The sequence below is a fragment of the Acinetobacter sp. YH12132 genome (genome assembly GCF_013418645.1).
Classification (GTDB): Bacteria; Pseudomonadota; Gammaproteobacteria; order Pseudomonadales; family Moraxellaceae; genus Acinetobacter; species Acinetobacter indicus.
Genome location: NZ_VPBR01000007.1, coordinates 1 through 23,622, shown reverse-complemented (window position 1 = coordinate 23,622; position 23,622 = coordinate 1). Strand labels below are relative to the sequence as shown.

Annotated in this window: 26 protein-coding genes; 16 read left to right on the top strand and 10 right to left on the bottom strand. The window is 46.1% G+C overall.

Features of this window, described 5'->3' with window-relative positions; all coding sequences use genetic code 11:
• Positions 1 to 10: 10 nt before the first annotated feature.
• Positions 11 to 931: a Dyp-type peroxidase gene (locus FTU67_RS09075; protein ID WP_180061651.1), complete on the bottom strand. Its 921-nt coding sequence runs from the start codon at positions 929 to 931 to the stop codon at positions 11 to 13.
• A gap of 158 nt (positions 932 to 1,089) precedes the next feature.
• Here FTU67_RS09075 and FTU67_RS09070 point away from each other — a divergent pair, with 158 nt between their 5' ends.
• Complete coding sequence (locus tag FTU67_RS09070; protein WP_005181385.1) at positions 1,090 to 1,710, top strand: LysE family transporter; 621 nt, start codon at positions 1,090 to 1,092, stop codon at positions 1,708 to 1,710.
• Between the two features lie 64 nt (positions 1,711 to 1,774).
• On the opposite strand, the gene znuB is transcribed toward FTU67_RS09070, so the two are convergent.
• From znuB to FTU67_RS09055, 3 genes are read right to left on the bottom strand one after another with little or no spacing between them, the layout of a single operon-like run.
• A complete protein-coding gene (gene znuB, locus FTU67_RS09065) occupies positions 1,775 to 2,575 on the bottom strand; it encodes a zinc ABC transporter permease subunit ZnuB (RefSeq protein ID WP_168397947.1) in 801 nt (266 codons plus the stop codon).
• Positions 2,576 to 2,578: 3 nt separating this feature from the next.
• Complete coding sequence (gene znuC, locus FTU67_RS09060) at positions 2,579 to 3,370, bottom strand: zinc ABC transporter ATP-binding protein ZnuC (RefSeq protein WP_016658981.1); 792 nt, start codon at positions 3,368 to 3,370, stop codon at positions 2,579 to 2,581.
• Positions 3,343 to 3,840: a transcriptional repressor gene (locus FTU67_RS09055; protein WP_005181393.1), complete on the bottom strand. Its 498-nt coding sequence runs from the start codon at positions 3,838 to 3,840 to the stop codon at positions 3,343 to 3,345. Before FTU67_RS09055 ends, znuC begins: the two co-directional genes overlap by 28 nt.
• Before the next feature lie 136 nt (positions 3,841 to 3,976).
• On the opposite strand from FTU67_RS09055, the gene FTU67_RS09050 reads away from it, so the two are divergent.
• The 11 genes from FTU67_RS09050 to FTU67_RS09000 all read left to right on the top strand — a co-directional run bounded on the left by FTU67_RS09050 (position 3,977) and on the right by FTU67_RS09000 (position 12,787).
• Positions 3,977 to 4,816 (top strand): metal ABC transporter solute-binding protein, Zn/Mn family, encoded by an 840-nt coding sequence (locus FTU67_RS09050; protein ID WP_016658982.1) that lies wholly within the window; start codon positions 3,977 to 3,979, stop codon positions 4,814 to 4,816.
• Positions 4,817 to 4,987: 171 nt separating this feature from the next.
• A complete protein-coding gene (locus FTU67_RS09045; protein ID WP_005181400.1) occupies positions 4,988 to 5,386 on the top strand; it encodes an ATP synthase subunit I in 399 nt (132 codons plus the stop codon).
• Positions 5,387 to 5,487: 101 nt separating this feature from the next.
• The gene (gene atpB, locus FTU67_RS09040) at positions 5,488 to 6,363 is read left to right on the top strand and encodes a F0F1 ATP synthase subunit A (RefSeq protein WP_004970145.1); all 876 of its coding nucleotides are present in this window, start codon (positions 5,488 to 5,490) and stop codon (positions 6,361 to 6,363) included.
• An 86-nt stretch (positions 6,364 to 6,449) separates the two neighbouring features.
• Positions 6,450 to 6,695 carry a F0F1 ATP synthase subunit C gene (gene atpE, locus FTU67_RS09035; protein ID WP_000424060.1) on the top strand — a complete coding sequence of 82 codons (246 nt, stop codon included), beginning with the start codon at positions 6,450 to 6,452 and terminating at the stop codon, positions 6,693 to 6,695.
• A 40-nt stretch (positions 6,696 to 6,735) separates the two neighbouring features.
• A complete protein-coding gene (locus tag FTU67_RS09030) occupies positions 6,736 to 7,206 on the top strand; it encodes a F0F1 ATP synthase subunit B (RefSeq protein WP_005181403.1) in 471 nt (156 codons plus the stop codon).
• A gap of 12 nt (positions 7,207 to 7,218) precedes the next feature.
• Positions 7,219 to 7,755 (top strand): F0F1 ATP synthase subunit delta, encoded by a 537-nt coding sequence (locus tag FTU67_RS09025; RefSeq protein WP_005181408.1) that lies wholly within the window; start codon positions 7,219 to 7,221, stop codon positions 7,753 to 7,755.
• Between the two features lie 46 nt (positions 7,756 to 7,801).
• A complete protein-coding gene (gene atpA, locus FTU67_RS09020; protein ID WP_005181412.1) occupies positions 7,802 to 9,346 on the top strand; it encodes a F0F1 ATP synthase subunit alpha in 1,545 nt (514 codons plus the stop codon).
• Positions 9,347 to 9,432: 86 nt separating this feature from the next.
• Positions 9,433 to 10,302, top strand: a complete 870-nt coding sequence (gene atpG / locus FTU67_RS09015; RefSeq protein WP_005181426.1) for a F0F1 ATP synthase subunit gamma — start codon at positions 9,433 to 9,435, stop codon at positions 10,300 to 10,302.
• Between the two features lie 26 nt (positions 10,303 to 10,328).
• A complete protein-coding gene (gene atpD / locus FTU67_RS09010; protein WP_005181429.1) occupies positions 10,329 to 11,723 on the top strand; it encodes a F0F1 ATP synthase subunit beta in 1,395 nt (464 codons plus the stop codon).
• Positions 11,724 to 11,749: 26 nt separating this feature from the next.
• A complete protein-coding gene (locus FTU67_RS09005; RefSeq protein WP_005181432.1) occupies positions 11,750 to 12,169 on the top strand; it encodes a F0F1 ATP synthase subunit epsilon in 420 nt (139 codons plus the stop codon).
• Between the two features lie 135 nt (positions 12,170 to 12,304).
• Positions 12,305 to 12,787, top strand: a complete 483-nt coding sequence (locus FTU67_RS09000; RefSeq protein WP_005181435.1) for a DUF2846 domain-containing protein — start codon at positions 12,305 to 12,307, stop codon at positions 12,785 to 12,787.
• Between the two features lie 190 nt (positions 12,788 to 12,977).
• Here the strand turns inward: FTU67_RS09000 and FTU67_RS08995 are convergent, their stop codons facing one another.
• The 3 genes from FTU67_RS08995 to FTU67_RS08985 all read right to left on the bottom strand — a co-directional run bounded on the left by FTU67_RS08995 (position 12,978) and on the right by FTU67_RS08985 (position 15,431).
• Positions 12,978 to 13,976, bottom strand: coding sequence for a pirin family protein (locus FTU67_RS08995; RefSeq protein ID WP_168405856.1), 999 nt, complete (start codon positions 13,974 to 13,976; stop codon positions 12,978 to 12,980).
• Between the two features lie 121 nt (positions 13,977 to 14,097).
• Entirely contained in the window at positions 14,098 to 14,706 is a 609-nt protein-coding gene (locus FTU67_RS08990) for a hypothetical protein (protein ID WP_127800678.1), read from the bottom strand.
• Positions 14,707 to 14,888: 182 nt separating this feature from the next.
• A complete protein-coding gene (locus tag FTU67_RS08985; protein ID WP_005181445.1) occupies positions 14,889 to 15,431 on the bottom strand; it encodes a glutathione peroxidase in 543 nt (180 codons plus the stop codon).
• 328 nt (positions 15,432 to 15,759) lie between these two features.
• On the opposite strand from FTU67_RS08985, the gene FTU67_RS08980 reads away from it, so the two are divergent.
• A complete protein-coding gene (locus FTU67_RS08980) occupies positions 15,760 to 16,671 on the top strand; it encodes a DMT family transporter (protein WP_180061650.1) in 912 nt (303 codons plus the stop codon).
• 379 nt (positions 16,672 to 17,050) lie between these two features.
• Here FTU67_RS08980 and FTU67_RS08975 read toward each other — a convergent pair whose 3' ends face one another.
• The 3 genes from FTU67_RS08975 to FTU67_RS08965 are packed head-to-tail and all read right to left on the bottom strand — an operon-like array spanning position 17,051 to position 19,978.
• Entirely contained in the window at positions 17,051 to 17,617 is a 567-nt protein-coding gene (locus tag FTU67_RS08975; protein ID WP_005181449.1) for an L-threonylcarbamoyladenylate synthase, read from the bottom strand.
• 44 nt (positions 17,618 to 17,661) lie between these two features.
• Positions 17,662 to 18,804 carry a DNA-processing protein DprA gene (gene dprA / locus FTU67_RS08970; RefSeq protein WP_180061649.1) on the bottom strand — a complete coding sequence of 381 codons (1,143 nt, stop codon included), beginning with the start codon at positions 18,802 to 18,804 and terminating at the stop codon, positions 17,662 to 17,664.
• A gap of 16 nt (positions 18,805 to 18,820) precedes the next feature.
• Complete coding sequence (locus tag FTU67_RS08965; protein WP_180061648.1) at positions 18,821 to 19,978, bottom strand: LysM peptidoglycan-binding domain-containing protein; 1,158 nt, start codon at positions 19,976 to 19,978, stop codon at positions 18,821 to 18,823.
• A gap of 119 nt (positions 19,979 to 20,097) precedes the next feature.
• Here FTU67_RS08965 and def point away from each other — a divergent pair, with 119 nt between their 5' ends.
• From def to FTU67_RS08950, 3 genes are all read left to right on the top strand, one after another.
• Entirely contained in the window at positions 20,098 to 20,622 is a 525-nt protein-coding gene (def, locus tag FTU67_RS08960; RefSeq protein WP_005181462.1) for a peptide deformylase, read from the top strand.
• 90 nt (positions 20,623 to 20,712) lie between these two features.
• A complete protein-coding gene (locus FTU67_RS08955) occupies positions 20,713 to 21,135 on the top strand; it encodes a DUF2946 family protein (protein WP_016658991.1) in 423 nt (140 codons plus the stop codon).
• A 73-nt stretch (positions 21,136 to 21,208) separates the two neighbouring features.
• On the top strand, positions 21,209 to 23,254 hold the full coding sequence (locus tag FTU67_RS08950) for a TonB-dependent copper receptor (RefSeq protein WP_180061647.1): 2,046 nt from the start codon (positions 21,209 to 21,211) through the stop codon (positions 23,252 to 23,254).
• Positions 23,255 to 23,622 lie beyond the last annotated feature (368 nt).

The window sequence follows — 23,622 nt, the reverse complement described above, 5'->3', positions numbered from 1 at the left end:
GCTTTATAAATTATCCTTCCAACACCGTTTCCAGCAACTCTTCACTTGGAGCGAAGTAGTAAGCCCCATCTAAAGCGGTCACAAAATGTAGTAAACGGTCATGAATACCATCTCCCGAGGTGCCAAACATACGCTCAAGCATCGCATCCAGAATAGTTAAATCCTTGGTATAGGCAATAAAGAATAAGCCTTGGTCACCTTGCCCATCACCATATGGTAGGGAATGACGCAGAATTTCCATTTCTTCACCTTCATCATCTTCAACCACGGTACGGGCGACGTGGGCATTGTCAGGTTTCACCTCATCATCCAGCTCAATCGACTCAAGTTTGGTGCGACCCATCACTTGTTCTTGTGCATCGACTTTCAGACGTTTCCATTTATCTAAATCATGTGCATAACGCTGGGCAAAGACAAAGGAACCATCTTCAAAAATGCCGGCATCTTCGCCCAGTAAAGCGACTTCAGCACGGTCATCCGGGAATTGCGGGTTTTCTGTGCCATCAATAAAGCCGGTCATGTCGCGGCCATCAAAATAGCGGAAGCAGACCCGCTCATCCAGAACATCAACCTGATCCTGAATACCCTCAAAGAAAGACTGGCTCAGGGCAAAACAGATATCCGCACGGGCACTGGCAATATGAATGAGTACATCTGTCGGTACGACAGGCATCTGGAATGCGCCTTCAATCGGTTGTAACTGCTTAAAGCCAGCTGGAGTTTGGGAGTACAGTTGTGCCCAAAGTTCAGGTCCAAAGGCCACGGCAGTTTTAATTTGTGCATGAGGATGCTGGGTAATCAGGCGATCACGGGTATTAAAAAGATCAGCTAATTTTTCTTTTAATTGCTCAAGAGTTAAATCTTTTAAACGTAAAACAATAAAACGGGCATGATCTGAAGGTAATGGCAAGATTACAGATTGAGCTGTCATTCATGGCTCCTAAGTTTTTAATAATCAATCACTAAAACTATTGTGCCTGAACCGGTAGCAGCTTAACAGTCTCTGGATCAGATTTTTATTGCCTCTTTACTGCGCACTTAAAAGATGAATCGTCATATAATAATCTGTCATTTTTGTGGTGAATTACCATGTCTTATCAGATTTGGCTGGCCTATATGCTGGCCTGTTGGGTGATTAGTGTGTCGCCGGGCGCAGGTGCGATTGCCTCGATGTCGAGTGGGCTGAATTACGGTTTTCGTCATGGTTACTGGAATGCCATCGGGCTGCAACTGGCGCTGCTGGTACAGATTGCGATTGTGGCGGCCGGCGCGGGCGTGCTATTTGCGACCACGCCTTGGGCTTTTCTGGCAGTGAAATGGTTCGGGGTAGCGTATCTGCTGTATCTGGCCTATCTGCAATGGAAAGCGCCGGTACACTCGATTGAAATCCGGCAGGATTTACCACAGAAATCAGCTGGACGACTGCTGCTGAACGGTTTTCTGGTGAATATGAGCAATCCGAAAGCGATTGTATTTTTGCTGGCTGTCTTGCCACAATTTCTGGATTTATCCAAACCGCAGTGGATTCAATATCTGATTATGGCGGCGACCATGATTACGATTGATCTGATTGTGATGGCGGGCTATACCGGATTGGCAGCCAAGGTTTTAAGACTGTTAAAGTCACCGCGTCAGCAGAAAGTCATGAACCGGACGTTTGCTGGTCTGTTTGCTGGCGCTGCGTTTTTATTGAGTCTGGTGCATCAATAACAGTTGATTTTCCCCTCTCGACGATAAAGAGGAGAGGGCTAGATGGAACCTTTCGGTTGATTGTTTAGGCCAGTTTTTTAAATTTCTGCACGGTAAAGATCAGGGTAAAAATCACCGCCATGGTCAGCACAATAGTTAGACCGGTCGAGGTATTTAAGCCGGCGCTGGACCATAAACCAACCGTTACCCCAATTTGCGCAATCACAAAAGCCCAAATCACCATCTGTTTCGGAGAATGCGCCAGCAGTCGTGCCGTGAGCGCTGGAATCACCAGCAGCGCACCCATCAGCAGTGAACCGACCGCGCGTAATGCCAAAACCGTAAACAGGGCCAGCAACAACATAAAAATCAGACGTTGCCACTGGGCATGAATACCTTCACTGGCGGCAATATCCGGATCAATGGCAATCTGAATCTGGGCTTGCCAGTATTTGTATAAAACGCTCAGTGCACCGGCAATCACCAGCGCAAAGATGGGTAAATCGGCCCAGGAGATAGTGAGCAGATCACCAAACAGGTAGCTGAGCAGTTCCGGGCGCAGGCTTGGAATGTGCTGGATAAACAGTAGACCGGAGCAGAGCAGGGTCGCAGAGCATAAGGCCAGCAGGGCATCATTCGGTAAGCGCGGATCATGCAGAATCCAAAGAATACCAACCAGTAATAAGGCTAAAAATGTAACGCCCATCCACAGCGGTAAGCTCAAGGCGCCGGCAATGGCCACGCCTAATAAGGTGCCATGTGCCATGGTATCGGCAAAAAAAGACATCCGGCGCCACAGCATCAGACAGCCGAGTGGCGCGGTCAGAAACACCAGTAAAGTGCCCATGATCCAGGCCGGAAGTAATAACGATAACCAATCCATCATGGTTTAGACTTCCGGTTCAGGGTGAATATGGGGACGGGAATCATGCTGACACGGCTCGGCATGGTCGCCATGCGCACAATGATCATGATGATGCTGATAGAACACCCGGTTGGTGCCAAAAATGGCCTGATATTCCGGATGCTGCTGCACGCTTTCGGGCAAGCCGCTACAGCAAATGTGTTTATTTAAACATACCACCCGATGCGTGCCTTGCATGACCCATTGCAGATCATGTGAGACCATCAGCACGGCACAGCCATATTTTTCTGGTAGGCTACGCACATAGTCATACAGCTCGGCTTCCGACTGGATATCCAGCCCCTGCATTGGTTCATCCAGCACCAGCACATCGGGTTGGCGCAATAAGGCGCGGGCCAGTAATACCCGCTGCCGTTCACCACCTGACAATTGCTGCACTTTGGAATTTTCCAGCTTGGCAATACCGGTATCGCGGATAATTTCTGCTTTTAACGTGCTGCTACATTTTTCTAAAGCCAGCAGATCCTTGACCCTTAACGGCAAGCTGTGTGAAGGATTGAATTTCTGCGGCACATAGGAGAATTTTAGTTTTTTATCGGCCAGTACTTTGCCAGCCGTGGGTTTGACAATACCGAGCATGACTTTAATCAGCGTCGATTTGCCGGCACCATTCGGACCAATGAGCGTGACAATTTCTTTCTCATGCAAAGAGAAATCGACCTGTTTTAAAATATCACGCTCATCAATCCGGACTTGAATCTGTTCAAGGCGAATCAGCGGCGCAGGACTTAGCGTTTGCTGGCGCAGTGCTGACATAAACCAGAAATCTCGATAATACTGTGATGGGCGGTGAAGTGGTCCGAAGCCGACAGCTCTGCCAGTTGCTGCAGTAAACCCTGCGCAGAAGCTTCTTTGACCACTTTGCATTCGGTGCAAATTAAAAACGCCGCCTGATGGCCTTCGCGCGGATGGCAGCAGGGAATATAGGCATTAATAGAAGTTAAACGGTGAATCAGCCCTTTTTCTAATAAAAAGTCGAGGGTGCGGTACACGGTTGGTGGTGCCGCCGGACGATCTGACTCACTTTTAATTTTGGCCAGCAGGTCGTATGCCCCCATCGGGCCCGAGGCATTTAAAATCAGTTCCAGCACTTCACGACGAAGTGGGGTCAGGCGAGCACCTGTGGCGGCACAGAGACTTTCGGCTTCAGCAAGACGCTGCTCAATATTTTGATGGTCGTGCACGCCATGTAATGCATCATGATGTTCATGAGAACATAAGCTCATAGCTACCCCAAGGAAATGTAGGAGGAAAATCGGACATTAAATTTTAACATGAAGTATAGTCAGATTCGATTATACATAGGTATTTTTGTTATTTTGTTATAATATAACATCTATCCTGTTTTATGATTTTGCGCTCATGTCCCGTTTTTTCGCCTTCTGTGCTCTGGCTTTGTTCAGTACCTTGAGTTGGTCTCAAAGTCTTGTTATTTCGACACAGCCGATTTATCTGATTGCCAAGGAAATTACACAAGGCATAGAAACCCCGACCTTATTATTGGCCGACCAGACCGGACATGATGTCAGTTTGACTCCTGCACATCGCAAGACCATTCAGGATGCAGGTCTGGTGATCTGGCTGGGCAAAGCGCATGAAGCGCCTCTAGAAAAACTGTTCAGCAATCAGAGCAAAGCTATTTCATTGCTAGATTCTGGCATTTTGCAAACGCTACCACAGCGTAGCCCTCGTGGTGCAGCATTAAAAGATACGGTCGACTCGCATGTCTGGCTTGATCCGAACAATGCCATTCGTATTGGCTTTTTTATTGCGGCCTTGCGTTCCCAGCAGGTACCTGAGCAGCGTGAACAGTACTGGGCCAATGCCCGTGCCTTTGCCCAAGAGCTGCTCCTGACCGCAGACAAGTTTAAAAGCAAAGCCTCGGCCAAAGCCTACTGGTCTTATCATGATGCCTATCAATATCTGGAACGTCCGCTGAACCTGAAGTTTGCCGGCGCACTGACCCATGATCCGCATGTCGCTCCGACGGTGGCGCAAATTAAATATATGAATGATCATCGTCCAAACACGAAAATGTGTTTACTGGCCGAAGGTCATGCCAGCAAGAGCCAGTATCAGCGCCTGAATCCGATTGTGTTTCAAATGGTCGACGAAAGTATGAGTGGGGCAGGGGACTTTGTGCAGGCCTGGCAGAAATTGGCTACCCAAACGCAAAAATGTGTAATAAATGCGCAAAAATAGCGCGTTTTGGCGGCAAATTTGAATTATGACAATACGGTTACAGTTGTGCAAAAAAATACGACTAAGATCGGGAAAAGATTGCATGTTCAGGGGTGTAACTCTATAATGCCTGCGATAAAAAACGATCATCAGTTAAACTTGTCAAGCATTTATGCTGTGAGTGGAAAGTAAATGAGCCGAACTAGTCGCTTGATTGACCGACGATTAGCGAAAGCTTTGGTCTTCTTGCAAGCATTCATGATACCTGTTGCTGCATTGATTGCCTGGATATTCAAAGATGCTACAGCCGCCTTGAGTGCCGCACTTGGTGCATTGGTATGTTGGGTTGCAAGTTGTTATTTTTCCTGGCAGTCGTTCCGCGCAGCAGGCGCGAGAGCATCTAAACAAGTTCTGTCGAACATGTATAGGGGCATGCTCGGTAAGTTTGCGATTGTGATCGTAGGATTCATTTTAATTTTAAGCAATGTCGAGCCGTTGTCTCCGGTTGCATTGTTTTGTGGTTTTATTCTCGTTCAGGCCATGTCGTGGGTCGCTCCGTTTTGGGTGTCACGTCTACAAAAACGAGTATAGGCGCAGCAAAAATTGAAAAGTTTTTAGGAGATGAGCGAGATATCAAGCAGCACGCGATATTCGTTCCCTCTTTTGTTTTTGACATTGACCAGGTGTGATTTATGGCTGCTGAAGAACATGCCCTTACTTCGACCGAGTATATCAAGCATCACTTGACCAACATGACGTACGGCAAAATGCCAGACGGTTCATGGAAGTTGGCTGAGTCTGCTGAAGAAGCTCAACAGATGGGGTTCACTGCTATTCACTTGGATTCAATGGGTTGGTCTATCGGACTTGGTCTGATCTTCTGTTTATTGTTCTGGATTGTCGCGAAAGCTGCAAATTCAGGCGTGCCTGGTAAATTCCAGTCAGTAATTGAAGTGATTATCGAGTTTGTAGATTCAAGTGTACGTGATACCTTCCATGGGAAGTCTCGATTAATTGCACCCTTAGCATTAACCATTTTCGTGTGGATTTTCCTCATGAACTTGATGGATTTAATCCCTGTTGACTTTATTCCTTATGTAGCTCAACAGGCGATTGCATCTATGCTGGGTGTGGACCCTCATCAGGTTTACTTTAAAATTGTTCCGACTACAGATCCAAACATTACCTTAGGTATGTCTATTTCTGTATTCTTCTTAATTATTTTCTATAGTATTCGTGAGAAAGGTGTTGGCGGCTTCGTTGGTGAGTTGGCACTTAACCCATTTAACCCAAGTAATCCAGTTGCTAAAGTGCTTTTAATTCCATTCAACTTATTGTTGGAATTGACTACTTTCTTGGCGCGACCAGTTTCATTGGCTCTACGACTGTTCGGTAACATGTATGCGGGTGAGTTAATCTTCATTCTTATCGCGTTATTACCGTTCTGGATCCAGTGGGCATTGTCTGTGCCTTGGGCGATTTTCCACATTTTGATTATTACGCTACAAGCATTCATTTTCATGATGTTGACAATCGTGTACATGAGCATGGCAAGCGAAAAGCATTAATGGTATGGCCTAACTGTCATCGGGCGGTTGGGCACACAATTTTTTAACTTAATTTGGTATAAAACCTAACCTCTGAGGAATTTTTCATGGAACTCACTTTAGGTCTAGTTGCAATTGCATCTGCTATCTTGATCGCTTTCGGTGCTTTAGGTACTGCGATTGGTTTTGGTCTTTTGGGCGGTCGCTTCCTTGAAGCTGTTGCTCGTCAACCAGAATTGGCTCCACAACTTCAAACTCGTATGTTCTTAATCGCGGGTCTTCTTGATGCTGTGCCTATGATCGGTGTTGGTATTGGCTTGTTCTTCATCTTCGCTAATCCATTTGTAGGTTAATCAGCTTAATTCCCAAAAATCCACTATTTGAGGAATAGCAATGAATATCAACCTCACATTGATTGGCCAAGCGATTGCATTTGCGATTTTCGTCGCATTCTGCATGAAGTTTGTATGGCCACCACTAATCAATGCGATTAGTGAGCGTCAGCGTCGCATCGCTGATGGCTTAAATGCTGCTGAAAAAGCAAAAGCTGACCTTGCTGATGCGCAAGCACAAGTTAAGGCAGAGCTAGACGCAGCGAAAGCACAAGCGGCTCAATTGATCGAACAAGCGAACCGTCGTGCAGCACAATTGGTCGAAGAAGCGCGTACTCAAGCATCTGCTGAAGGTGAGCGTATCCGTCAACAGGCGAAAGAAGCTGTTGATACTGAAATCAATGCTGCTCGCGAAGAATTACGTCAACAAGTCGCTGCTTTGGCAGTTGCCGGTGCTGAGAAAATTCTTAGCCAGCAAGTTGACGCAGAAGCTCACAATGCCATGCTGAACCAGCTGGCTGCTAAACTTTAAGCGAGGCGAAATATGGCTGAACTCTTGACGTTGGCACGCCCATATGCGAAAGCAGCATATGCTTATGCCTCTGAGCAAAGTGCAACTGACAGTTGGTCACAAGCACTAGCATTGCTCAGTGCTGCGGTACAAGACGAAGCATTTTCAGCTTACTTAAATCGCCCTGAGCTTACTCCTGCAGAGCAGGTGAGTGTTTTTGCAAAAGTTTTAGGTGAAGACCAGACTGCAGCATTGTCAAATTTTTTGACTTTGCTTGCTGAAAATGATCGTTTGTCTTTAATGCCTGAAATTCAAGCAGAATATGAACAGCTCAAATCACAGAATAACAACAATGTGGACGTCGTAATTGAATCGGCTTTCCCATTGTCTGCTGACCAAGAACAAGTGTTGAAAGCGGCGCTGGAAAAGCGTTTCAACAGCACGGTTTCTATTGTAGTAGAAGTCAACCCGGCGTTAATCGCGGGTGTTGTTATTCGTGCAGGCGACCAAGTGATAGATGATTCTGCGCTTAACAAGCTTGAAAAAATGCGGACTCGTCTTCTTGCGTAATTGCATATAAGAAGACTGAACTTTAAAAAGATTGAGGTATAGCGCAATGCAACAACTGAATCCATCCGAGATCAGTGCGCTCATTAAACAGCGTATCGGCGATCTGGACACCAGCGCGACCGCTAAAAACGAAGGTACCATTGTTATGGTATCCGACGGTATTGTGCGCATTCACGGTCTTGCTGATGCAATGTACGGTGAAATGATCGAATTCGACGGCGGCTTATACGGTATGGCACTGAACCTAGAACAGGATTCAGTGGGCGTCGTTGTTTTAGGTAACTACTTAGGCCTTCAAGAAGGTCAAAAAGCTCGTTGTACAGGTCGTGTATTAGAAGTTCCGGTTGGTCCAGAACTTTTAGGCCGTGTCGTAGATGCTTTGGGTAACCCAATTGATGGTAAAGGCCCAATTGATGCGAAATTAACTGATGCTGTAGAAAAAGTAGCACCAGGCGTAATTTGGCGTCAATCAGTGGATCAACCTGTACAAACTGGTTATAAATCAGTAGATACAATGATCCCAGTTGGCCGTGGTCAGCGTGAGTTGATCATTGGTGACCGTCAGACTGGTAAAACAGCTATGGCGATCGATGCGATCATCGCTCAGAAAAACTCTGGCATTAAGTGTGTATACGTAGCAATTGGTCAAAAACAATCGACTATCGCGAACGTAGTACGCAAGCTGGAAGAAACTGGCGCTATGGCGTATACCACTGTTGTAGCAGCAGCTGCAGCTGATCCAGCAGCAATGCTGTATCTGGCGCCTTATGCTGGCTGTACAATGGGCGAATACTTCCGTGATCGTGGTGAAGACGCGTTAATTATTTATGATGATTTGTCTAAGCAAGCTGTTGCTTACCGTCAAATTTCATTGCTTCTTCGTCGTCCACCAGGTCGTGAAGCTTACCCAGGTGACGTATTCTATCTACATTCTCGTCTACTTGAACGTGCTTCTCGCGTATCTGCTGACTATGTTGAGAAATTCACTAACGGTGAAGTTAAAGGCCAAACTGGTTCATTAACTGCATTGCCGATTATTGAAACTCAAGCAGGTGACGTATCTGCATTCGTACCGACTAACGTAATTTCGATTACTGATGGTCAGATCTTCCTTGAAACATCATTATTCAACGCGGGTATTCGTCCTGCGGTGAACGCCGGTATTTCTGTATCGCGTGTTGGTGGTTCGGCTCAAACGAAGATCATCAAAAAATTGTCTGGTGGTATCCGTACCGCTTTGGCGCAATACCGTGAATTGGCAGCGTTTGCTCAGTTCGCTTCTGACCTTGACGAAGCAACTCGTAAGCAACTTGAACATGGTCAACGCGTAACTGAGTTAATGAAGCAGAAACAATATGCGCCTTACTCAATTGCTGACCAGGCTGTTTCAGTTTATGCATCTAACGAAGGCTACATGGCTGACGTTGAAGTGAAGAAAATCGTAGACTTTGATGCTGCGTTAATTTCTTACTTCCGTTCAGAGCACGCTGCGTTAATGCAACAAATCGATGAAACTGGTGATTACAACAAAGACATCGAAGCTGCAATCAAAGCAGGTATTGAAAGCTTTAAAGCGACTCAAACTTACTAATTTAGCACTTTGCTAATTAGTGTTGGTTTGGTTCACGGATCAACCTTCGAGGGCTCGAAAGGGCCTTCGAATACTAGGTTAAGCGTATGGCAAACTTAAAAGAAATTCGCGCCAAAGTAGCTAGTATCAAGAGCACGCAGAAGATTACTCGAGCGATGCAAATGGTAGCTGCTTCTAAGATGCGTCGTGCGCAAGAGCGCATGGCTCAAGGCCGTCCGTATGCCGAAAATATGCACCGTGTAATTGCTCATTTGGTACAAGCGAATCCTGAATATAAACACCGTTATATGGTTGAGCGTCCTGTGAAGCGCGTTGGCTATATCATTGTTTCTTCAGATCGTGGTTTGGCAGGCGGTTTGAACATTAACCTGTTCAAAAAAGTGGTCAAACACGTACAACAGCAACAAGAGCAGTCAATTGAAGTTCAATTTGCTTTAATTGGTCAAAAAGCGGTTTCGTTTTTTAAAAACTACGGCGGTAAAGTACTAGGTGCAACTACAAACGTAGGTGATACACCAAGTCTTGAACAGTTATCTGGTTCTGTACAGGTGATGTTAGACGCTTATGATAAAGGCGAGTTAGATCGTATTTATCTGGTGTCCAACGGCTTTGTCAATGCCATGACTCAAAATCAAAAAATCGAACAACTTGTTCCTTTAGCAGCTGCTGAAGAAGACAAGACCCTGAACCGTCAATACGGTTGGGACTATATCTATGAACCAGAAGCAGAAGAACTGCTGAATGGTTTATTGGTTCGTTATATTGAGTCTGTGGTGTATCAAGGTGTGATTGAAAACATCGCTTGTGAGCAATCTGCACGTATGGTCGCAATGAAAGCTGCGACAGATAACGCAGGTGAGCTTATCAAGAACCTACAACTTATTTATAACAAGCTGCGTCAAGCCGCGATTACTCAGGAAATTTCTGAGATCGTTGGTGGTGCCGCTGCCGTTTAACATTATTTTGAATTGAGGAGACAGCAATGAGTAGCGGTCGTATCATTCAGATCATCGGCGCGGTTATCGACGTCGAGTTTGAACGCAACAGCGTTCCTAAGATCTATGACGCTCTTCACGTTGATGGCACTGAAACTACTTTAGAAGTTCAGCAACAACTTGGTGACGGCGTTGTACGTACAATTGCGATGGGATCTACTGAAGGTCTTAAACGTGGTTTGAACGTAACTAACACTAACGCGCCGATCTCTGTACCAGTAGGTACAGCGACACTTGGTCGTATCATGGACGTTCTTGGTCGCCCTATCGACGAAGCTGGTCCAGTTGCAACTGAAGAGCGTTTACCAATTCACCGTCAAGCGCCTTCTTATGCAGAACAAGCGGCTTCTACTGACCTTCTAGAAACTGGTATTAAAGTCATTGACTTACTTTGCCCGTTCGCGAAAGGTGGTAAAGTTGGTCTGTTCGGTGGTGCCGGTGTTGGTAAAACTGTAAACATGATGGAGTTGATCAACAACATCGCTAAAGCGCACTCAGGTTTATCTGTATTCGCTGGTGTTGGTGAGCGTACTCGTGAAGGTAACGACTTCTATCACGAGATGAAAGACTCTAACGTTCTAGACAAAGTAGCAATGGTCTACGGTCAGATGAACGAGCCACCTGGTAACCGTTTACGCGTAGCGTTGACTGGTCTGACGATGGCTGAGTACTTCCGTGATCAAAAAGACGAAAACGGTAAAGGCCGTGACGTATTATTGTTCGTTGACAACATCTACCGTTATACACTAGCAGGTACTGAAGTATCAGCACTTCTAGGCCGTATGCCATCTGCAGTAGGTTATCAGCCTACACTTGCAGAAGAGATGGGTGTTCTTCAAGAACGTATTACATCAACTAAGTCTGGTTCGATTACGTCTATCCAAGCGGTATACGTACCTGCCGATGACTTAACAGATCCATCGCCTGCTACAACGTTCGCTCACTTGGATGCAACTGTTGTATTGAGCCGTGACATCGCTTCTCAAGGTATTTACCCTGCGATCGATCCACTTGACTCAACTTCACGTCAGTTAGATCCACTGGTAGTTGGTACTGAGCATTACGAAATTGCTCGTGCAGTTCAAAACGTTCTACAACGCTATAAAGAACTGAAAGACATTATCGCAATTCTTGGTATGGACGAATTGTCAGAAGAAGACAAACTTACTGTATACCGTGCACGTAAGATCCAACGTTTCTTCTCTCAACCGTTCCACGTAGCTGAAGTATTTACTGGCGCGCCTGGTAAACTTGTACCGCTTAAAGAAACGATTCGTGGCTTTAAAGGTCTTCTAGCTGGTGAATACGATCACATCCCAGAACAAGCGTTCTATATGGTTGGTGGTATTGACGAAGTGATTGCTAAAGCCGAGAAACTTTAATTAGCTACCTAATTTAGGAGGTTCTCATGGCGACTATGCAATGTGACGTTGTAAGTGTTCAGGAGTCTTTGTACTCTGGCACTGTAACTATGCTAATTGCAAAAGGTGCTGGCGGTGAGTTGGGTATTATGCCTGGCCACGCTCCGCTGGTAACTTTGCTCCAACCTGGCGCGATCCGCGTTATTTTGGAAAATGGTACAGAAGAATTAATCTATGTATCTGGTGGTGTTCTAGAAGTTCAACCGCACGTTGTTACGGTTCTTGCAGATACTGCAGTCCGTGCAGAAAACTTGGATGAAGCGGCAATTATTGAAGCGCGTAAACACGCTGAACAATTGCTGGCGAATCAAAAGAGCGATTTGGACGCTGCTGCTGCTTTGGCTGCTTTGGCAGAAACTGCTGCACAGTTGGAAACGATCCGCAAAATCAAAAACCGCGCAATGTAATTGCTGGTTTAAGATTGAAGAAACCACCCGAAAGGGTGGTTTTTTTATGAATACTATTTAATGGAATATATTAGTAAATAACTTATATATTTGTTATATCTCATGCTCTTAAAAAATAAATAAGGGGAATTTGGGGTGTCAAATAAAATTATTTTACCGCTATTATTATCATTAGGTTTTGTTGGTTGTGCTTCGGTTCCGAAAGCAGATCCACAAGCAGTGCAGCAACAAAAAAAGATTCAAGCGCCACAAGCAGGTCAAGCAGGAATCTATGTGTACCGCTCGAATAGCGTTGTAGGTGCAGGACTCAAGAAAGATATTTGGGTTAATGGTGAGTGCTTGGGTGAAACTGCACGTGGTGTTTATTTTTATACAGAGGTAGAAGGTGGTAAAACACATATTGTGTCTACAGAATCAGAGTTTTCTCCTAATCACCTGAACGTAACTACACAAAGTGGGAAAAACTATTATGTTCAACAATACATTAAACCAGGTGTATTTGTTGGTGGTGCAAACGTAAAATTGGTTGATGAGACTGAAGGTCAGCAGGCGATTGAAAAATACAGTTTGGCAGTAGGCGGCAAATGTTCTAAGCCTTCTATTCAACTTCCTAAATAATAATTTCCACATCTGTGTTTGCGGTTGCTGCAAGGTGTAAATCGCAAACACTTGCTTTTGATCTAAAGACTTCATTCATCTTTACTTAACCCAGCTCTATATCCATTTTTCCAAACCCTGATAATTTCATTGTTTAATTTTTCATAAAAATAGCCTGAAACATGCCAAGCTGTTCTCATAAAAATAGAATTTAGAGCTGTTCAGGATATTCCTTATGCTCACCACCCTGATAAGTCGCAAAACGCGGCTGTTTACGTTCAAACACCGGTGCTGGACTCGGCCATGGCCATTCACCGAAATGGGTGTCGCGGTAACGTTTAAAGGCAGCGTTCAGTTCATCTTCACTATTTAGTACAAAAGGCCCGCGCATGGCTACCGGTGCACCAATTGGTTCACCTTCAAGCCATAGAATCCGGGATTCGAGTAGTCCACCTTTTAAATGAATCTCGGCATCCGATTTCAATTCGGCCAGATGTTTCACGTCCATCTGCTGACCTTCAAGCTCTAAACTCTTACCCTGATAGAAATAACAGAAGCGGGTCGAACTGGCGCTGGTGGCTGGAATGGTCACTTCAGCTTCGGGCGCTAAGGTAATCAGGTAAATATTCACCTTGTTTTCAGCCGGCGCTGCCCATGAATGGGGTGGGCGTGGCAGGGCATCGGTTTCTTTAAACTGGCCGGAAATTACCCGGATATCAGCTTTCTGGCCTGCCGCATTGGCTTCAATTACATGCGGAATCTGCTCGCGCCATAACATTTTATAATCAGCTGGCTGTTGCTTCTGCTCAGGCGATGAATTAAACCAGATCTGGAACAGTTCCATTGGGTTGGCTTGGTCTTCATGCACGAGTGGAAACATCTCGCAGTGTTCGACGCCATTGCCGGTGGTCAGCCATTGCACATCTCCAGCGGCATAGCGACCGGCATTGCCGAGTGAATCAAAATGATCGACCACACCTTGTTCCACTAAGGTAATGGTTTCAAAACCGGTATGTGGGTGCTCAGGGAAACCGGGCACCACATTGCCATAATACATATTGTATTCTTTATTTTGTGGTGGCGTTTGCGGACCCAGTTGGGCATTGCCAGCCGGAAAATGATCCAGATGATGGGCACAGAAGATAAATGGATCTTTCAGATCTAAACGGAATGTCACCGGTACAACAGAATAAATCAGTGGATGCTGCATGGCAGACCTCTTATTTTTTAAATGAACTCATTATTTTTTTTAAATTTTAACTATCAGAATCAGACCAGAAACTGTCTGAATCAGACAAGCTCACCACCCAGATGGGCAGTGAGCCCGAGGATCAGGATTCAGTTGCTGCCTGATTTTCAGTGTCAGTGTTTGCGCTTTCAGTATTTTCAGCATTCTCTGACTGTAACAGGATGCTGGCCAGTTTCACCATCTCAGATTGTACTGTGCCCATCTGCTGCTGAATTTTGGCAAAGTCGACTTTGCTGAGGTCAATCTGACCATTTAAAAATGGCGAAGCCAGAACCTGTTCATTGGCTTGCAGAATGTTCTGGCGAATATTGTCAATTTCCTGACTTTTTAAATTCAAACTGTTTAAGGCGCTATTAAAGCCCTGTAATTGCTGTTGCAATTTGCTGGCTGCGCTTTGTAGCTGTTGATGATCCTGACTGTTGACGGCCTGTTGCAGCTCGGTCTGGGTCTGGCGTAACTGCTCGACATACTCACCGGCTTTCAGCTGCATATCGGCCACATCGCGCACAATATAAAACATATTGCCGCTTTTTAAATCGGCTTGTGGCGCAGGGCTTTGCTGCTGGGAGGTGATTTCAGTGTCCGGATCGGCTTCCGAAACCGGAGCGCTGGGCTGGTCACAACCGACCAGAAGTAGAGCTGAAGTCAGCAGGCCAAAGGGCAGGAGAAAATGGGAAAAGGCGCGTTTCATGGCAAGATCAATCACAATTTTTATCTTGCAGTTTAATATAGGGGCTTTAATTAAATAAAAAACAGATTGTTGCAAAGCAATAACAATTTTCCAGGGCAAACAGGCGGTGTGATGAGCGTGGCTTATGGATGTCTAGATCTATAAAAAAAGAGGGCCGCGACCCTCTTTGTTACTGTAAACAATTAACGCGCCAGTTCGGCATTAATCGCATCGACAATACGTGGGTCATCGGCCTGAATATCTGGGGCAAAACGTGCCACCACTTCGCCTTCTTTATTGATCAGGAATTTCTCGAAGTTCCATAGCACTTCAGGTGGTTCATTTGGGGTCAGACCATAATCCACCAGATCTTTCCACCACGGGCCTTCACCGATTCGCTCAGGAATGGCTTGAGTCAGGCGAGCATATAGCGGATGTTTATCTTCACCCACCACTGAAATTTTGGCGAATAACGGGAAATCTACCTGATAATTCAGCGAACAGAACTGCTGGATTTCTTCATTGCTGCCGGGTTCCTGCGCCAGAAAGTCATTGGCCGGGAAACCGAGAATTTCCAGACCTTGTTCTTTTTTCTGCTGATAAAGCTTTTGCAGACCTTCATATTGCGGCGTCAGACCGCATTTAGAAGCCACGTTTACAATCAGCAGCACCTTGCCTTGATACTGGTTCAGTGTGGTTTCTTCACCCTGAATGGTCACGACCGGAATGTCATATACAGATGCCATGTGTTTATCCTAAAGTGATTTATTGTCGTTCTCTGTTGTAACGGGCTTTGCCCAATCCCGCAAGACCTATTGCTGCGGCTTTTGGCAGATTTTTGTATAGCGCTGTGTCAATGCGGCATATTTTAAGCAGGTGCGGAATCCCAGCAAAGTGGAGTGATGGAGCAATTTGAACGCAGCACAAGATTTCACCATCGCGAACTGCCCCAAAGCAGTTAAATTGGACTAGAATGAGGGCACAAGGAAAGTTTAAAAATAAAGTGAAAAGGCATTCATTCAGCGCAGGAAGCAGCGTCTGCTTCAGGCCGATCGACTCAACAAGGAACAGAATATGACACAGCAAGAAAAAATGCTGTCTTGGGCCATTCTTTTACCGGTCAGCGCGGTACTGATCTGGTCACTGAATATTGTCGTGACCCGCTATGTGACCGACTTTATCTCGCCGGTGAGCATCAGTTTTTATCGCTGGTTTTTTGCCTTTCTGATTCTGACCCCGTTTATTTTGCCGCGGGTGATCCGTGAACGCGCCCTGATTGTACCGCATCTGAAACAGCTGGCAGTGCTGAGTGCCTTTGGACTGGTGCTGTATCAGGGACTGGCCTATACCGCTGCGCATTACACCACCGCCACCAATATGGGCATTATTAATGCCTTTATTCCGATTTTTACCATTTTTGTGTCGATGCTGATTCTGTGCGATATTCCGAATCGCTACGCCATTATTGGCAGCCTGTTGTCCTTTGCCGGGCTGATCTATGTGATGGGGCAGGGCAATCCTTGGGGCTTGCTGCATGCCGGTGGTCAGTGGGGCGATCTGCTGATGATTATTGCCGTGTTTTTCTATGCCTTTTACGGGGTTTTTCTGAAAAAATGGCAGCTGCAGATTCCGTTAATGCTGAGCCTGTATGTGCAGATTCTGTTTGCACTGCTGTATCACCTGCCGTTTGTGGCCTGGTTGGGTCTTGATGCTATCAATATGGCCAATGCCGGCAGCGTGATCTACGCCAGTATTTTTCCTTCATTAATTGCCCCTTTGGTGTGGATGATGGCGATTCAGCGTCTGGGACCGAACCGCACCAGTATCTTTATGAACCTGATGCCGGTGTTTACCGCTTTAATTGCCTTTGTCTGGTTAAAAGAGGCCTGGACCATTTATCACAGTATTGGTGGGGCGATTATTCTGTTCGGAATTGTGCTGGCCCAGAAAAAAACTGTGGCGCCAGTGCTGCTGAAAGCTAAATAATTGCCTAAAAAACGAACAAACAAACTTAATTTTTTGCTTGAATGATCTCGTGAATAAAGGCAAATAGACTTTAGTCGAGGAGAGTAGCTTTTAGCTTCTTTAAAAAGCACTTTAAAAAGAGCAAGATAATTTGAACTTTTTCAAATAATGGTTGATTAATCATAGGTTTAAGCTGCTTTTTAAGAGCTAAAATATATTTGTTTTTTTTAAACTATTCACCCATAATACGCTCCATCGCAGATCAGCGACTGTTGCTGATTTGCCCAGAGATTTCGATACCCTCTGGATGTGATTGATACACATCCTTTTTTATGCTCAACCATCCCTATATGGTTGAGCTTTTTTTTGCCTGAAATTTCTTTCATTTCTGGCCCGATCTTCAGTCACGAATCACGGCACCGGTTTCAGCATCCAGAATACGGCTAGGTAACTGGCTGAGTCCCAAATCGCCATTTAAATAATTCAGCTGATTGCCAAAATACTGGCTGGCCTCTTGCAGGGAGCGCGCCGGTTCCTGTCCGGCCGGATTGGCACTGGTCGATACAATAAAGCCGCTAAAGGCATGACATAGCGCGACACAGAGCGGATGCGTGGTTACACGTACCGCGACTTTAGGATGCTGGCCTTTAATCCAGCTGGGAATATGCTCACCTGCCGGCAACAACCAGGTGGTAGCACGCTCTGCGGGTGGATTGAGCCAGGAGTCGATCACCTGTTGACGCTGTGGTTCGGCCAGGTTGTGCAGCAAATGTTCTACCTGGGAAATATGACCGGCCAATAAAATCACGCCTTTTTCAATCGGACGCTGTTTTAGTTGCAGAATCTGCATGAATGCATCTTGGTTATACGGGTCACAGCCGAGACCCCAAACTGCCTCTGTAGGATAGGCCAGCACCTGTCCTTGCTGTAGACAAGTGGCTGCTTCGGCAACAGAGGTTGTAATCATGTGGTACACCTTTCGAGGTTATGCGGGGTGTACTATTGTGAACCTTATTGTGATGGACGACAACGCAGATATAGCCCCGATTGCTGCATTGCCATTCCGAGCAGCTCCAGTTCCATTAACTGCGCGGTTAAATGGGCGGTTTCCTGTTGCAGTTCGCTGGCCAGCTGGTCCATATTTTTACCGACCCAGTCCAGCTGGCTGTATAGGGCCAACAGATGTTCGGGTAAGGTCGGGTGGGCAGCTGCAGATGCTGTAGCGGATAAGGTCGCCTGCTGCTGGCTCAGCCATTGGGTTGGCAAGGCCAGATCTTCAATGACCTGTTCCGGATGATCAACCAGAATCGCGCCTTCCCGAATCAGTTGATGGCAGCCCTGATGAAATTCACTGTAAATATGACCGGGAATGGCAAACACGGTTTTACCTTGCTCGGCCGCCAGTTTGGCGGTAATCAGCGAGCCGCTGTCCAGCGTGGCTTCGGCTACAATCACTCCCAGGCTAAGTCCACTGACAATGCGGTTACGCCGTGGAAAATGCTGCTGTAGCGGTTTGGTCTGTGGCAGGAACTCACTGATAATAGTGCCATGCCGTTGCAGAATCTGGTCACGCAGACCCTGGTGTGTGGCCGGGTAGGTGAGGTCGAGACCAGTACCCATCACGGCAATGGTACGTTGATGTTTCAAGCCACCCTGATGGGCTGCTTCATCAATGCCTTGCGCCAGGCCACTGTTAATAAAAAAGCCTTTTTCACTTAAATAATAGGCAAAGTCATAAGCCACCTGCCGGCCATGCGGACTGGCTTTGCGACTGCCGACAATTGCCACTTGCGGCTGAAGTAAAGGTTGTGCCTGTCCTTGGCCAAATAAAATTGGTGGCTTGTCGGTATAGGGCAGCAGTTGGGTGGGGTAACCGACATCTTCGGGAATAAGAATAAAATCGGTATGTTGCTGGATGCGCTGCAGCAAGTGCTGGAAGTCGGCTTGTGCCTGTGCTTGATGAAAATCCCGTGCGCGTTGCAGATGGTTCTGATGCAGTCCCAGTTCTGCCCAGCGCTGCAGGTTGCCGGCTTCGGTGGCCGCAGCCGCCGAACCGAAGTGCCGGATTAATTTATAAAAGCTGGGGAGTGAATGCTGAACCAGATACCACAGGCGAATCGTTGCGAGATGACCGGGTGATATCGTATTCAGCATGGCTCATCCCTCAGTCTTAATCTTCCATAATCGGTGGCTGAATACCGGCCCCGACTTTAATTGGTAGTTCGCTGTCCAGAATATAGGCATAGCTGAGCTGGTCAAAGGTTTTAAAGACCATGGCATAGCCAATACGCTCGCCTGGCAGCTGCACCCGTTCACGGGTTTTCGGATCGGTGACCACTTCGCCTTTTTGAGTTACAGCAAATACATGACCGGATTGCACGCCGTGCGCCTGACCACGGTCAATGGTGACCACACTGTGTTTAGCCGCGGTCCCAATTGAACCCATCACGCGTACCACCTGGCCATCTGCTGCAATGTGTTCGGCATTGGTCGGGTAGAATAGGGTTGGTAACATCGGGTCATATTCTGGCAGCACACGATCGCCACGACGCACTTCGGCATTGTAGGTATCGGTCAGTTCCAGGGTGGTAATATCATTTTCACCGCGTACTGCAATACCGGATGCAACCTGAGTCAGCTCCAGACCGGCATTGTATTTTTTACCGTTGGCATCGGTGAAGATATACGGTTCGCCTTCACGATACACAGCATAACGCTGGCCAACTTGCAGACCCTGACCGCGGGCATAGACATTCTGGCCTTTGGCCGCCAGGACACGCTGATCCGCCGTGCCTAAAATATAAGGCGTCTGTTGCAAAGATTCAGGGGTAATAATGCTGGTACGTTCCAGCCAGTGCTGGATGTACTCCAGTGGAATCACCGGAATGGTATTGTTGAGTGACTCGACCCGGATTTGCGGCTGCAGGCTGGTGGTGTTACCGGTATAACGACGGATAATACCTTCACAGCCATCACCTTCATCTTTACCAATGATCGGGCGGCCATCATAGGTACACATCAGCAGGCGATCTCCCGGGAAAATCCAGTGCGGATTTTTCACGTGCTTGTTGCTGGCCCAGATTTCACGCCAGCGCAGCGGGTTTTGCAGAAACTTCTTGGAAATATCCCACAGCGTATCGCCTTTTTTCACCACATACACATTTGGTGCATTGGCCTGTAAGGTCGGTGGGTTGATATTGCGTGCCGGTGCGGCCTGTACAGTACTGACTGCGCCCACCCCAAAACTGAAACAGACAGCAAGTGCCAGCGCCTGCTGTTTTAACCCCAAGGCACGAAAAGAAGATGTGCCCTTCAAAACCTTTTTCATTATCATAATTCCTAAAATTATGTATGTAGTTGCGTTATAATAACGATCTTACATACATTTTTTCGATGAAGCATTCCTTCATTCGGTTATTTGACCAATGGCAAAGCTGAGGACGTAATATGGCCTTATTACCTATTTTAAGTTTCCCCGATCCCCGTCTTCGTACCATTGCACAACCCGTCGAAGAAGTTACTGATGAAATTCGTCAGCTCGCCGCAGATATGTTTGAAACCATGTATGAAGCGCCCGGCATCGGGCTGGCTGCAACGCAGGTTGACCGTCATATTCAGCTGATTGTTATGGATCTGTCTGAAAACAAAGACCAACCGATGGTATTCATTAACCCCAAAATTACCCCATTGACTGAAGAAACCCAGCCTTATGAAGAAGGCTGCTTGTCAGTGCCTCAAATATACGACAAAGTTGAGCGTCCGTCACGTGTAAAAATTGAGGCAATTAACCTTGAAGGTCAAGCATTTGAGTTAGAAGCGGACGGACTTCTCGCTGTCTGTATCCAACATGAAATGGATCACTTAAATGGTAAGCTTTTTGTCGATTATCTGTCGCCATTAAAGCGCCAGCGTGCCCGTGAAAAAGTCGAAAAAGTGGTGCGTCAGCGTCAGAAAGTGGCGGTTAAACGCTAAACAGCCCTGCGACCAAAAGATCAGGACAAAACAGCCCAATTTCGATTGGGCTTTGTTATACTTGGGCCAGTCAAAAGCAGGAATATATGTTTGTTGATTCGTAGTGGTTTACTGCTCTCACTGATGGCAGTATTTTTACAGATTGCTGTTTTTTTACAGCCTTTGCTGCCGAAAGCCTATCAGGTGGCACCGGTCTGTGAAACCATTACGCGTGCGCTTTTATTGCCGGTTGATCATTCAGCGCATGGACATGCCCATTCCGAACATCTGTACAGTCAGCATCAACCAGTCATTTCAGATGACGGGCATAATCATCATGATGCCAATCATCAATGCCAGTACTGTACCGTGTACGGCAATCTCGTTTTACCGCCAGAACTCAGTGTGAAAGAAGTGCTTGATCGTATTCAAGTGCGTTTTATCGCTTTTGAAAAAGCTTTCCAGCATGTCTGGTTTGCACTGCAACGACTATTTCTTATTCCTCAGGGTAGGGCACCGCCACTGTTTGCATAAAACCGCGTTTGTTTTGCTTGGGTCTTGAATGACTTAAGCCGTGTTTTATATGTATTCCAGTGAGAAATGAAAAATGGCTCAGCCAAAATTCTTTTTACAGCCTCTTGCGGCTGCGATTTGTGTTGCTTGTTATTCACCAGTTGTGTTTGCAGAAACCCCAACACCCGTCCAAAGTCTGGCACCTATTGTGATGACTGCGCATCAGGGCAATGATGCCAACGGCCTGATTGTCCGTGCCGATCCGAAACAGCCAATTCAACCGATTCCAGCCACCGATGGTGCAGATTATCTGCAAAGTATTGTCGGTTTTAGCGCGGTCAACAGTGGCGCCGGCACCAATGGCGATGTAACTTTCCGGGGCATGTTTGGTTCGCGGATTAAAATTCTGACCGATGGCACAGAAAACCTGGGTGCCTGTCCGAGTCGTATGGATTCACCGACCTCCTATATTTCACCAGAAAGTTATGACCAGATTTCGGTAATTAAAGGCCCACAAACCGTGCAATATGCCAATACCGGTTCAGCTGCCACCGTGATTTTTGAGCGCCGTCCGGAACAGTTTGATGAAGATCAGCACTATCGTGGTCAACTGAGTGTGCTGGCCGGTTCATTTGGCCGTCTGGACCATAATATTGAGGTTGCAGCAGGCGACGAGCAGAAATATATTCGCCTAAATAGCAACCGTTCGGTATCGAATAGCTATCAGGATGGTGAGGGCAATACCGTGCCATCGGACTGGGAACGTTGGAATGCTGATGTAGCACTGGGCTGGACCCCGGATGCAGACACCTGGGTTGAATTGACCGGAGGGAAAGCCGATGGTGAAGCGGTGTATGCTGGCCGGATGATGGATGGTTCTAAATTTGCCCGTGAAAGTCTGGGTTTACGCATTGAAAAACAGAACATCACTGATGTGATCAAGAAAATTGAAGCGCAGATTAACTATAACTTTAATGATCATGTGATGGACAATTATAGTCTGCGTAAAGTGGGAATGGCAGAACACCACATGACTAAAGAGCTGGTAGAAGCTAAATCTGCCATGAATGTGACTCGCCGTACTTTAAATGCCCGAATGGCCGTCACTCATGAATGGGAAAAGTTGCAGTTTATTACCGGTGTGGATAGCCAGAATAATAAACATGGCAAAGGGATGTATTCTGCAACCATGCCAGGTATGAACTCGCCTGTTAAAACAGATATGGAGTTTCAGTCTTATGGTGGTTTTGGTGAGTTGAGCTATCAACTCAACGATCATAATAAGTTGGTTTCAGGTGTGCGTGTTGATCAGGTCGAAGTAGACGCAGTACAAACGGCTCAACAACGTAAAGAAACCTTACCAAGCGGTTTTATTCGTTTGGAAAACCAGCATCCTCATCATGATGCTAAAACCTATATTGGTTTAGGTTATGTAGAACGGATGCCAGATTATTGGGAACTGTTTAGTCCCGTTTCAGGAAATGGCAATACCAATACCTTTAAAAACATTGATACTGAAAAAACACTACAGCTAGATTTTGGTTATCAGCATGAGCATGGTGCATTTAGCTCCTGGGTGTCTGCATATGCAGGGTTGATTCAGGATTTTGTACTGACCGATTATCTGCCAACAGGCCGTATGGGTATGCTGGAAGCACATACCCAGAATGTCGATGCCACGATTGCGGGTGCAGAAGCGGGGCTGGCATATCAATTTAGCGATGCGATTCAGGCAGATGTTAGCGCAATGTATGCCTGGGGTGAAAACACCACTGACAATACGCCGTTACCACAGATTGCACCGCTTGAAGGCCGTGTAAACTTACGTTATATCCAGGATCGTTATACCTTGGGTGCCTATTGGCGAATCGTAGATGGTCAAAACCGGATTAGCCAGAACCAGGGCAATATTGTGGGCTATGACTTGAAAGAAAGCGCAGGTTTCGGCACCTTATCTTTAAACGGCACATACCATCTTTCCGATGGGGTTGATCTTTCTGTGGGAATTGACAACGTTCTGGATAAGACGTATACCGAGCATCTCAATAAAATGGGGAATGCAGGTATTGGTTTAGCCGCCAACGAGCAATTCAATAATGTGGGCCGTAATTATTGGGCACGAATGAGCTTTAAATTCTAATTAGCTCGAAATGCAGACAAAAAGCAGGGCGAAAGTCCTGCTTTTTATTTTTAAAATTTTATAAAATTTATTTATTTCAATAGCTTAATATAAATTGATATTTCCAAATAAAATAACGAATATTTTTCTTAAAATATTTTTTATAAATAAAACAATTATTTATAAATTTTTTGGATTATAAAATAAACACACGTTTCAGAAGTTTTAAAAAAGGTATTGCAACCCCTCTGAAATCCTGTAAAATGCACATCCATCGGCGGTGATGTTGATAAAAACTTGTTGATAAACAAGGATTTAGCTAAAATGGTTGAGTTCTGGTTTAGGTGGTAAGTTTAGAAATAAAATCAACATTGCATGTTGACTTTCTA

What these genes read in the sequence shown, in the direction of transcription:
- FTU67_RS09075 (WP_180061651.1), bottom strand. Translation starts at nt 931, where the DNA reads ATGACAGCTCAATCTGTAATCTTGCCATTACCTTCAGATCATGCCCGT.
- FTU67_RS09070 (WP_005181385.1), top strand. Translation starts at nt 1,090, where the DNA reads ATGTCTTATCAGATTTGGCTGGCCTATATGCTGGCCTGTTGGGTGATT.
- znuB (WP_168397947.1), bottom strand. Translation starts at nt 2,575, where the DNA reads ATGATGGATTGGTTATCGTTATTACTTCCGGCCTGGATCATGGGCACT.
- znuC (WP_016658981.1), bottom strand. Translation starts at nt 3,370, where the DNA reads ATGTCAGCACTGCGCCAGCAAACGCTAAGTCCTGCGCCGCTGATTCGC.
- FTU67_RS09055 (WP_005181393.1), bottom strand. Translation starts at nt 3,840, where the DNA reads ATGAGCTTATGTTCTCATGAACATCATGATGCATTACATGGCGTGCAC.
- FTU67_RS09050 (WP_016658982.1), top strand. Translation starts at nt 3,977, where the DNA reads ATGTCCCGTTTTTTCGCCTTCTGTGCTCTGGCTTTGTTCAGTACCTTG.
- FTU67_RS09045 (WP_005181400.1), top strand. Translation starts at nt 4,988, where the DNA reads ATGAGCCGAACTAGTCGCTTGATTGACCGACGATTAGCGAAAGCTTTG.
- atpB (WP_004970145.1), top strand. Translation starts at nt 5,488, where the DNA reads ATGGCTGCTGAAGAACATGCCCTTACTTCGACCGAGTATATCAAGCAT.
- atpE (WP_000424060.1), top strand. Translation starts at nt 6,450, where the DNA reads ATGGAACTCACTTTAGGTCTAGTTGCAATTGCATCTGCTATCTTGATC.
- FTU67_RS09030 (WP_005181403.1), top strand. Translation starts at nt 6,736, where the DNA reads ATGAATATCAACCTCACATTGATTGGCCAAGCGATTGCATTTGCGATT.
- FTU67_RS09025 (WP_005181408.1), top strand. Translation starts at nt 7,219, where the DNA reads ATGGCTGAACTCTTGACGTTGGCACGCCCATATGCGAAAGCAGCATAT.
- atpA (WP_005181412.1), top strand. Translation starts at nt 7,802, where the DNA reads ATGCAACAACTGAATCCATCCGAGATCAGTGCGCTCATTAAACAGCGT.
- atpG (WP_005181426.1), top strand. Translation starts at nt 9,433, where the DNA reads ATGGCAAACTTAAAAGAAATTCGCGCCAAAGTAGCTAGTATCAAGAGC.
- atpD (WP_005181429.1), top strand. Translation starts at nt 10,329, where the DNA reads ATGAGTAGCGGTCGTATCATTCAGATCATCGGCGCGGTTATCGACGTC.
- FTU67_RS09005 (WP_005181432.1), top strand. Translation starts at nt 11,750, where the DNA reads ATGGCGACTATGCAATGTGACGTTGTAAGTGTTCAGGAGTCTTTGTAC.
- FTU67_RS08995 (WP_168405856.1), bottom strand. Translation starts at nt 13,976, where the DNA reads ATGCAGCATCCACTGATTTATTCTGTTGTACCGGTGACATTCCGTTTA.
- FTU67_RS08990 (WP_127800678.1), bottom strand. Translation starts at nt 14,706, where the DNA reads ATGAAACGCGCCTTTTCCCATTTTCTCCTGCCCTTTGGCCTGCTGACT.
- FTU67_RS08985 (WP_005181445.1), bottom strand. Translation starts at nt 15,431, where the DNA reads ATGGCATCTGTATATGACATTCCGGTCGTGACCATTCAGGGTGAAGAA.
- FTU67_RS08980 (WP_180061650.1), top strand. Translation starts at nt 15,760, where the DNA reads ATGACACAGCAAGAAAAAATGCTGTCTTGGGCCATTCTTTTACCGGTC.
- FTU67_RS08975 (WP_005181449.1), bottom strand. Translation starts at nt 17,617, where the DNA reads ATGATTACAACCTCTGTTGCCGAAGCAGCCACTTGTCTACAGCAAGGA.
- dprA (WP_180061649.1), bottom strand. Translation starts at nt 18,804, where the DNA reads ATGCTGAATACGATATCACCCGGTCATCTCGCAACGATTCGCCTGTGG.
- FTU67_RS08965 (WP_180061648.1), bottom strand. Translation starts at nt 19,978, where the DNA reads ATGAAAAAGGTTTTGAAGGGCACATCTTCTTTTCGTGCCTTGGGGTTA.
- def (WP_005181462.1), top strand. Translation starts at nt 20,098, where the DNA reads ATGGCCTTATTACCTATTTTAAGTTTCCCCGATCCCCGTCTTCGTACC.
- FTU67_RS08950 (WP_180061647.1), top strand. Translation starts at nt 21,209, where the DNA reads ATGGCTCAGCCAAAATTCTTTTTACAGCCTCTTGCGGCTGCGATTTGT.